The sequence below is a fragment of the Micromonospora avicenniae genome (genome assembly GCF_900156065.1).
GTDB lineage: Bacteria > Actinomycetota > Actinomycetes > Mycobacteriales > Micromonosporaceae > Micromonospora > Micromonospora avicenniae.
On sequence record NZ_FTNF01000023.1, the window covers coordinates 77,786 to 86,566 of the forward strand.

General features: G+C 71.0%; 7 protein-coding genes. 5 read left to right on the forward strand and 2 right to left on the reverse strand.

Annotated elements, in window-relative coordinates; translation table 11 throughout:
* Positions 1–74: 74 nt before the first annotated feature.
* The 4 genes from BXA10_RS25605 to BXA10_RS25620 all read left to right on the forward strand — a co-directional run bounded on the left by BXA10_RS25605 (position 75) and on the right by BXA10_RS25620 (position 4,329).
* Positions 75–689: a TMEM175 family protein gene (locus BXA10_RS25605; RefSeq protein WP_076473402.1), complete on the forward strand. Its 615-nt coding sequence runs from the start codon at positions 75–77 to the stop codon at positions 687–689.
* 163 nt (positions 690–852) lie between these two features.
* A complete protein-coding gene (locus tag BXA10_RS25610; RefSeq protein ID WP_076473403.1) occupies positions 853–1,608 on the forward strand; it encodes an SDR family oxidoreductase in 756 nt (251 codons plus the stop codon).
* Positions 1,609–2,006: 398 nt separating this feature from the next.
* Positions 2,007–2,483, forward strand: coding sequence for a hypothetical protein (locus BXA10_RS25615; protein WP_076473404.1), 477 nt, complete (start codon positions 2,007–2,009; stop codon positions 2,481–2,483).
* A gap of 34 nt (positions 2,484–2,517) precedes the next feature.
* Positions 2,518–4,329: a glycoside hydrolase family 15 protein gene (locus BXA10_RS25620; RefSeq protein ID WP_076473405.1), complete on the forward strand. Its 1,812-nt coding sequence runs from the start codon at positions 2,518–2,520 to the stop codon at positions 4,327–4,329.
* 121 nt (positions 4,330–4,450) lie between these two features.
* Here the strand turns inward: BXA10_RS25620 and BXA10_RS25625 are convergent, their stop codons facing one another.
* Positions 4,451–5,482 (reverse strand): questin oxidase family protein, encoded by a 1,032-nt coding sequence (locus BXA10_RS25625; protein WP_076473406.1) that lies wholly within the window; start codon positions 5,480–5,482, stop codon positions 4,451–4,453.
* A 186-nt stretch (positions 5,483–5,668) separates the two neighbouring features.
* Here BXA10_RS25625 and BXA10_RS25630 point away from each other — a divergent pair, with 186 nt between their 5' ends.
* Complete coding sequence (locus BXA10_RS25630) at positions 5,669–6,640, forward strand: NADP-dependent oxidoreductase (RefSeq protein WP_217696849.1); 972 nt, start codon at positions 5,669–5,671, stop codon at positions 6,638–6,640.
* A gap of 32 nt (positions 6,641–6,672) precedes the next feature.
* On the opposite strand, the gene BXA10_RS25635 is transcribed toward BXA10_RS25630, so the two are convergent.
* Positions 6,673–8,412, reverse strand: coding sequence for an amidohydrolase (locus BXA10_RS25635; RefSeq protein WP_076473407.1), 1,740 nt, complete (start codon positions 8,410–8,412; stop codon positions 6,673–6,675).
* Positions 8,413–8,781 lie beyond the last annotated feature (369 nt).

Below are 8,781 nucleotides of genomic sequence, written 5' to 3' on the forward strand. Positions count from 1 at the left end.
TGTCTCGGCTGCTGAAGAAGTCCCCCGAAGCCACGACGGCGTCGAGTATCAGCAGGAGAAGGACGGGTGCCGCGGTGAGGACCGGTCGGCTTGAGGCGTTCAGTGATGGCGTGCTCGCCATCATCATCACGATCATGGTGTTGGAGCTGAAGGTCCCGGATGGGCACAGCTACACCGACCTCATCCACACCAGCGGAGTCGGGCTGCTGGTGTATCTGCTCAGCTTCGTGTTCGTGGGTATCTACTGGAACACCCACCATCAGCTGTTCCACCTGGTTCGGCAGGTCAGCGGCGGTGTGCTGTGGGCGAACCTGGGGCTGTTGTTCTGCCTGTCGCTTGTCCCGTTCACGACGGCCTGGGTCTCCGAATCGAGGTTCGAACAGACTCCGGTCGTCATCTACGGCCTGGACCTGCTCAGTGCCGCCGTCGCCTACGTCGTACTCCAAACGGTGATCATCCGGCGGGAGGGACCGGACTCACCGCTACACCGGGCCGTCGGAGCCGACCTCAAGGGCAAACTCTCCATAGCGTTCGACGTCGCCGGCGTCCTCAGTGCCCTGACGATCGACCGCGACGGGCACGTCGGCGTCTGGCTCGCCATGTCGTGCTTCGTCCTCGTCGTGATCATTTGGGTCGTCCCCGACCGCCGTATCTACCGTGCGCTGCGTCAGAACGAGGTTCCCGCCTGAGAGCCCGCGGCCGTGGACAGGAGCCGGTCACACCGCGGACCGCCGGGACGCAGGTAGCGCGCCTTTGGGCGGCATTTCCCTGGAGCTGTCACAGGCCGGGTGATTCCCGGTCTTAACTGGTACCGGATGGCAACTGGTGCCCCGGCCAACAGGAAGGATCGTCATGAAGATCGTGGTAATCGGCGGCACCGGCCTGATCGGGTCGAAGCTCGTGGCGAAGCTTCGCGAGCAGGGTCACGAGGCGGTACCGGCGTCACCGAAAACCGGCGTCAACACCATCACCGGCGAGGGCCTGGCCGAGGCGTTGGCCGGCGCGTCCGTGGTGGTCGACGTGGCGAACGCCCCCTCGTGGGAGGACGACGCCGTGCTCGAGTTCTTCAAGACCTCCACCCGGAACCTGCTCGCCGCGGAGGCGGCTGCCGGCGTCGGGCACCATGTGGCGCTGTCGATCGTGGGGACCGATCGACTGCCGGAGAACGGCTACTTCCGCGCGAAGGTCGCGCAGGAGAAGCTGATCGAGGCGTCGTCGATCCCGTTCTCGATCGTGCACGCGACGCAGTTCTTCGAGTTCGTCAAGGGCATCGCCGACTCCGCCGCGGACGGCGACACGGTCCGGATGGCACCTGTGCTCTTCCAACCCATCGCCGGCGACGAGGTGGCCCAGACCCTCGACCGGGTGGCGGTGGGGTCGCCGTTGAACGGTCGGCTCGAGATCGCCGGGCCTGAGCGGCTCCGGATGGACGAGTTCTTCCGCAACGCCCTGGCTGCCCTGGGTGATCCGCGAAAGGTGGTCACCGACCCGCACGCGCGCTACTTCGGCTCGGAGTTGGACGAGCGGAGCCTGGTGCCGGACGACGGGGCGGTGCTCGGGGAGATCAAGTACGCCGACTGGCTGGGCCGGGCCGGGTCCGGCAGGTAACGCGACACCGAGCCGCGCGATCGCCGAGCGGCGGCAACGGTTCGACGCGGCCCTGTCCCCGATGCGGATCCACTCGAAGGCCGTTGCGCTCGAAGTGCCCGTGGCCCGGTTGCATCTCCACAAGCTGACCACAGGTCGGGGCCCGGTGACTTATGGTGAAAAACCGGCACCCCCGCCGTCGGCCCCAGGCGGCGCGACACGAGCACCACGATCATGGCCGTTGACTCACCCTGTCCAGCCGGAGGGCGGACCGATGACCAAGCTGACGTCGCGGCGCCGGGTGTCGACGGACCACCCCTCCCGCGCCAGCAGGTCGCACGCCAGGGCCGCCGTCGCCGGCCCTTACGCGGCCGGCACCGGGCCGACACCGAACGCGCGCGTCGTCCACCACTGCTGAGATGGACTGGGCCGGATGGGCGTTGTTCGGGTTGGTCGCCACCACGGCGCTCACCGCGGCACTGACCGCTGCCCAACTGGCCGGCCTTACTCGGATCGACTTTCCGCTGCTACTCGGAACCCTCGTCACCGAGGACCCCGACCGCGCCCGCGTCGTCGGCTTCTTCATGCACCTCGCCGCCGGTCAGGGCTTCGCCCTCGGTTACACGGCCACGTTCGCCCTGCTGCACCGCGCCACCTGGTGGATCGGGGCGCTGCTCGGGACCATCCACGTCGGAATCGCGCTGACGGTGCTCCTGCCGCTGCTTCCGGGCGTCCACCCGCGCATCGCCTCGCAGCGGGCGGGGCCGGCCAGCACGGCCGTGCTGGAGCCGCCCGGCCTGTTCGCCCTCAACTACGGAAACCAGACGCCGGCGGTCGCGGCCGTCGTTCACATCATGTACGGGGTGGTCCTCGGAGTACTCCTCCAACCCCACTGACTCGCGTCCGGCGACTCCTCAGGAGGCGATCTCCATGACCGGCCGGTCCGACACGACCAGCCCCCGATCCCCCGCGCCGATCAGCGACTACGGGCTGCTGGGAGACACCCGCACCGCCGCCCTCGTCGCCAGCGACGGCGCCCTCGACTGGCTCTGCGTTCCGCGTTTCGACGGCGAGCCCCTGTTCGGCCGGTTGATCGGAGGTCGGGACGCGGGAACGTTCCGGATCGGTCCGGCCCGACCGGCCACCGTCGTCGAACGGCGCTACCGCCGGCACAGCGCCACCCTCGAAACGACCTGGGCGGTGGGCGGCAGCCGGCTCACCCTCACCGAGGGCATGATCGCCGAGGTCAGCGGCCGCCTGCTACCCACGACGCTGATCGTGCGGCGGCTGTCGACCGAGGACGCGGCGGTCGACGCGGTCGTCGAATTCGACCCTCGCCTCGGCGTACGGCACCGGCGCCCCCGAGTCCACCACCGGCACCAGGCCCTGGTGTGTCAGTGGGGGTCGCTCGCCGTCTCGCTGAGCAGCAGTCCCGCTCTCACCATCGAACCGGGCCGGCCTACCGTGATCACGGTTCGACCCGGCCGGCCGGTCACCTTCGCGCTCGCCGTGGCGCACCGCGAACCGCTGATCCACGTCGAGCCGGCATCCGCCTGGGAACTGCTCAACGAGGACGAGGACCGCTGGCGAGCCTGGACCGCCGAGATCGACGAGTCACTGCCCTTCCGGGAACACGTCGTACGAAGCCTGCTCACCATGCGGCTGCTGACCTACTCGCCCTCGCGAGCCCCGGTGGCCGCACCCACGACGTCCCTGCCCGAGGATCCCGGCGGAACCCGGAACTGGGACTACCGTTACGTCTGGCCCCGTGACGCCAGCATCTGCGTCAGCGCCTTCCTCAGCGTCGGCAAACCCGGCGAGGCGCGCGGGTTCCTCGCCTGGCTGCTGCACGCCAGTCGGCTGCAGCGGCCACGGCTGCCGGCACTGCTCACCCTGCACGGCCGGCACGTACCGCCAGAGCGGGAACTGCCCGGCTGGCCCGGCTACCTCGACAGCGTTCCCGTACGGATCGGCAACGCCGCCGCGGGGCAACACCAACTCGACGGCTACGGCTGGGTCATCGACGCCGCCTGGGCGTTCGTGCAGGCCGGGCAGCCCCTCTACAGCGAGACGTGGCGGGCGGTGCGCGGCTTCGCCGACGTGGTCAGCCGTTGCTGGCAGGAACCCGACGCCGGCATCTGGGAGGTTCGCGAACCCGCCCAACACATACATTCCAAGCTCATGGGCTGGCTCGCCCTGGACCGGGCCCTGCGTATCGCCGACACTCACCCCCTGCCCGGCCGGCAACGCCGACGCTGGCAGGAAGCACGAGACGCCATCGCCGCCGAGGTCCGGGTATCCGGCTTCGACCCGACAGCGACCAGCTACGTCCGCGGCTACGCATCCCGGGACCTCGACGCGGCCCTGCTCGTCCTGCCGTTGCTCGGCATGGACAGTGGCGATCCGCCCCGGGTTCGCGGCACCGTCGACGCCATCCGGGACCGGCTCTCCGCCGGCGGTCCGCTGCTGTACCGCTACCCCCCGGGACGCGACGGCCTACCCGGTACCGAGAGCGCCTTCCTGCCCTGCTCGTTCTGGCTCGTCCAGGCTCTGGCCGGCACCGGACGCCGCAGCGAGGCGGTCGAGCTGTTCCGGAGCATGCTCGACCTCGCCAGCCCACTCGGCCTCTACGCCGAGGAGCTGGACCCCGCGACCGGCGCTCACCTCGGTAACTACCCGCAGACACTGACCCACGCCGCGCTCGTCCAAGCCGCACTCGCCATTCGCGACGCGCCCGGTTAGCCGGGCAGGGTGCCCCGCGTCCCCCGAACGGCGCTCGACAGGCGGCGCCGCTCCTCGGTGCGCCTGCCCGCACCGAGGAGCCGCCGCCAGCCGCTCGCCCGAGACGCGACGGACGAGAACGTCACTCGGCGATCTGCGCTACCGATTGGGCGGCGACAGCGCGCAGGGTGGGATCCCCGATGCGGGCGTACGCGTCGATGGCGGTGTCGACGAACTTGATCGCGTGAGCGTCCCCGCTGTCCACCGCACGGAGCATGATCTCGTCGAAGTTCAGCCCGCTGTCGACGGTCGGGACGGGCCGCGCCTCGGCCGGGGCGTAGGCGGCGGTGACCGCGGCCGTCGCGGCCCAGGCTGCGGCGAGGCTCGGTGCCCAGAGGGCGGACGGCAGGGCCGGCAGGGTCCGCAGGACGGCGTTCGGCGCGGTGGCGGCGTGCACGAGCATGACCGGGTTGGCGTACCCGTGCGTGCCGTGCCGGGCGACGGCGGCGTCCACGATGTCGGCGAGCCGGGCCGACACGTCGTCGCTGGAACTGCCGGGCACCGCGCCGGCCGCCGCCGGCCAGGCGGGCAGGTCCGCCAGTTGGGCGAGGCGAGCCCGGATGCCGGAGCGCTGGTCGGGTACGCGGGGAACCGTGTCGAGCGCCGACCGCGCGTCGGTCGCCCGGTACGGTCCGGCGCCGGGCGGCGCGAGGGGCTGCCACCGTGCGGCCCAGTAGGCCAACCCCTGGCCGAGTTCGGCGACTCGCGGCTCGGTCTCGCCGTCGAGCAGGGCCCGCACGGCGTGACCGACGCGGATCACCCCGTGGGTGGCGCCTGCGGCGATGCCCGGCAGCAACCGCGGCCACCATCGGACGAGTACGTCTCGCCACTGTTCACCGGCGAGCGCGCGGTCGAAGTGGTTAAGCCAGTCGCCGGTACGTACCGGGTCGCCGAGCGGATCACGCCACTCGTCCTCCGGGATGGTGCGGATTCCTCGTGGGCGCTCTTCCAACAGGTGGGCGTAGGAGTCGAACCATCGGTGAACGGCCCGTTCGTGGCCGCGCTGCGCCAGCGCCTCGGCCGCCATCGGCGCGTGGTTGGACAGCCAGCCGTTGCGCTCCGGGCCGGTGTGGCGCACCCGTTCGTACACCTCGTCAAGCACTGAATCCGTCATGTGAACGACCTTGCAAGCTGAACAATGCTTGAGGTCAAGCACAGCAGGTCGAATGACCGCCATGAGGCTCCCGACATCGCCCCGTGGGTGGTAGCCCGACCGGGTGAACAGCGCTCAGCACCGACCGGCGGGGATGGGCTTACGGCATACTGCGATCGACGATGCCGGGGCGGAGAGGAATTCCAGATGGCAGACGGCGACGTGCCCGACCGGATGCAGGCGGCGGCCCTCGACGAGTTCGGCGGTCCGGAGGTGATCACCCCGCGCATCCTGCCCGTGCCGCAGATCGCCGACGACGAGATCCTGATCAAGGTCTGGAGCGCCGGCGTGGGGGTGTGGGACGCCCTCGAGCGTGAGGGCATGCTGGTGCCCGAAGGCGCGTCGTTTCCGATCGTGCCCGGCACCGACGGCGCGGGGACGGTCGTCGCCGCGGGCGGTCAGGTGACCAACGTGGCCGTGGGCGACCTGGTCTACGTGTACGACTCCACCCGCCCCAAGGGCGGCTTCTACGCCGAATACGCGGCGACCAAGGCGCAGTACGCCGCGAAGCTCCCGGCAGGCGTGCCGGTGGAGCACGCAGGTGCCATGCCCACCGACGCGCTGACCGCGTTGACGGGGCTGGACGTCCTCGGCCTACCGGCCGGAGCCTGGCTGCTGATCTTCGGCGCGAGTGGCGGTCAGGGACATCTGGCCGTGCAGTTGGCCAAACGGCAGGACCTCAAGGTGATCGCCGTGGCGTCCGGCGCCGACGGCGTGGCACTGGTGACCCGGCTCGGCGCCGACGTGGCCCTCGACGGGCACGGCGACATCGCCCAGGTGCTGGCGCAGATCCGCGAGGTCGCGCCGGACGGCGTCGACGGCCTGCTCGCCATGGCGGGCGGCGAGACGGTGGACCGGCTCAGCGAGACGCTGCGCGACGACGGCGTGCTCGCGTACGCCAACGGGGTGCAACCGGTGCCGTCCGAGCGGCCCGGCATGACGGTCCAGGCGTACGACGGACAGACCGGCCCCGAGCAGCTGCAGCGCCTGAACCAGCTCATCGAGGCCGGCCCGTTCCAGGTGCACGTCGCCGAGAAGTTCCCGCTGGGCCGGGCGGCGGAGGCGCATCGGCGCCTGCAGACCTCCTACCCGGGGAAGCTGCTGCTCACCGTGCGCTAGGCGCTCCGCCGCGGAACCCTCGGCGCGACTGCTCAGAGGTCGCCGTAGTCGCCGACCTGCCGCCCACCGACCCAGGTCCGCAGGATGCCGGTCTGCCACATCGCCCGGCCGGCCGGCAGGTGGAACGGGTCCATGTCGGTGATCACGAAATCGGCCCACTTGCCCGGCTCGAGGGTGCCGATCACCCGCTCCTGGTGGGCCGCGTACGCGGCGTCCAGGGTGAACGACCGCAGCGCCTCGACCGGCGTCATGGCCTCCTCGGAGTACCACCCGCCGGCCGGCCGGCCCTCCCGGTCGGTGCGGGTCACGGCGGCGTGCATGCCCTCGAAGGGCAGGGCGGAGGAGACCGGCAGGTCGGAGCCGGAAGCGATGACGGTGCCCTGGTCGAGCAGCTTGCGCCACGCGTACGCACCCTTGATGCGCTCCGGGCCCACCCGGTCCTCGGCCATGTTCATGTCGTCGGTCGCGTGCACCGGCTGCATCGACGCGATGAGGTCCAGCTTCTTGAACCGCGGGATGTCGTCGAGCGCGACGACCTGGGCGTGTTCGATCCGGTGCCGCAGGCCCCGGTCCCCGACCCGGCGGAAGGCCTTCTCGTACGCGTCGAGCACGAGCCGGTTGCCCCGGTCACCGATGGCGTGGACCGCCACCTGGTAACCCTGGCGGAGGATCGCCAGGACCCGCCGGTCCAACTCCTCCGGTTCGATGCGCAGCAGCCCCGTGTTGGCGGGGTCGTCGCTGTAGGGCTGGAGCAGGGCGGCGCCTCGGCTGCCCAACGCCCCGTCGACGTAGAGCTTCACCGTGCGTACGCGAAGCATGTCGGCCGCGAACGAGTCCGTGCGGACGTCGGCGCCGACCTCGGTGAACGCGTCCCAGCTCAGGAAGGCGTTCACCCGCATCGTCAGCGTGCCCGCGCCGGCCAGCTCGCGCAGGATCAGGTAGCCGGCGGCGTCGGTCCCGGCGTCGGAGATGGAGGTGATACCGACGGCGTTGAGCTTCTGCTGTGCGGTGAGGGCGCGCTGCCGTACGTCCTCGATGGTCGGTGCGGGAAGCTCCGAGGAGACCAGGCCCATCGCGTTGTCGATGAACGTCCCGGTCGGGTTGCCGTCCGCGTCGCGGATGATCTGGCCGCCGGCGGGGTCCTGGGTGTCCCGGGTGACGCCGGCGACAGTCAGCGCCGCGGTGTTGGCCACACCCGCGTGGCCGTCGACCCGGGTCAGCCACACCGGCCGGTCGCTGACGACCACGTCGAGGTCGGCCGCGGTCGGGAATCGCCCCAGTCCCCAGATGACCTGGTTCCAGCCCCGTCCGGTGATCCAGGTCAGGTCCGGGTGGGCGGCCGCGTACGCGGCGAGGGCCTGCTGCGCCTCGGCGAGGGACCGGGTGCCGCTGAGGTCCAGTTCCGAGGCCAGCGCACCGTAGCTCCACAGGTGGCCGTGGGCGTCGTGCATGCCGGGGAGCAGGACGCGGCCCTTACCGTTGACGCGTCGTACCCCCCGGCCCGCGTGCGCGTCGAGCCCGGCGACCTTTCCGTCCGGCGCGATCAGGATGCTGGAGAACTCCCGCAGCCGCCCCTTGCGGGTGAGGGTGTAGCCGCGGACGTTCTCCACCAGGACCGGTCCTCGTCCGGTGCCGTGCGACGTGGCGGCCTGGGCCGCGCCGCCCGGCAGCGCCGGGAGCACGGCGGCGCCGACACCGACGCCGAGCAGTCTCAGGAGCTGGGCGCGGGTGAGGTTCGGGCTGGGGGGCGGGGTGGCGCAGGCCTCACACACGGGGACTCCTCGGCGGTTTCGAGCAGCGTGAGTCGTCCACGCGACGGGCGGGCGGCGTAGGCCCGGCAGAGGTCCGTCACATCGACGGCTTCCTTCGCACCGACGCTATCAGCGACGAAGATCAATGGTCAAGATCGGTGGGGCGGGCCATGCGGACCGACCCGGTCCCACATTCAGGACGCCACGGTCACGGACTGAGATCGGCGCGGGCTCCCGTCCAAACTGACGCGGGTGCTTCTGACTCGGTAGGTTGTCGATCATGACGGACGTACGACTGAAGCCGATGACCGAGGATCAGTACAAGCCGTGGCGGGCCGAGGCCGAGGCGCACTACGTGCAGAGCCTCGCCGCGTCGGGCCAGTCGACGCA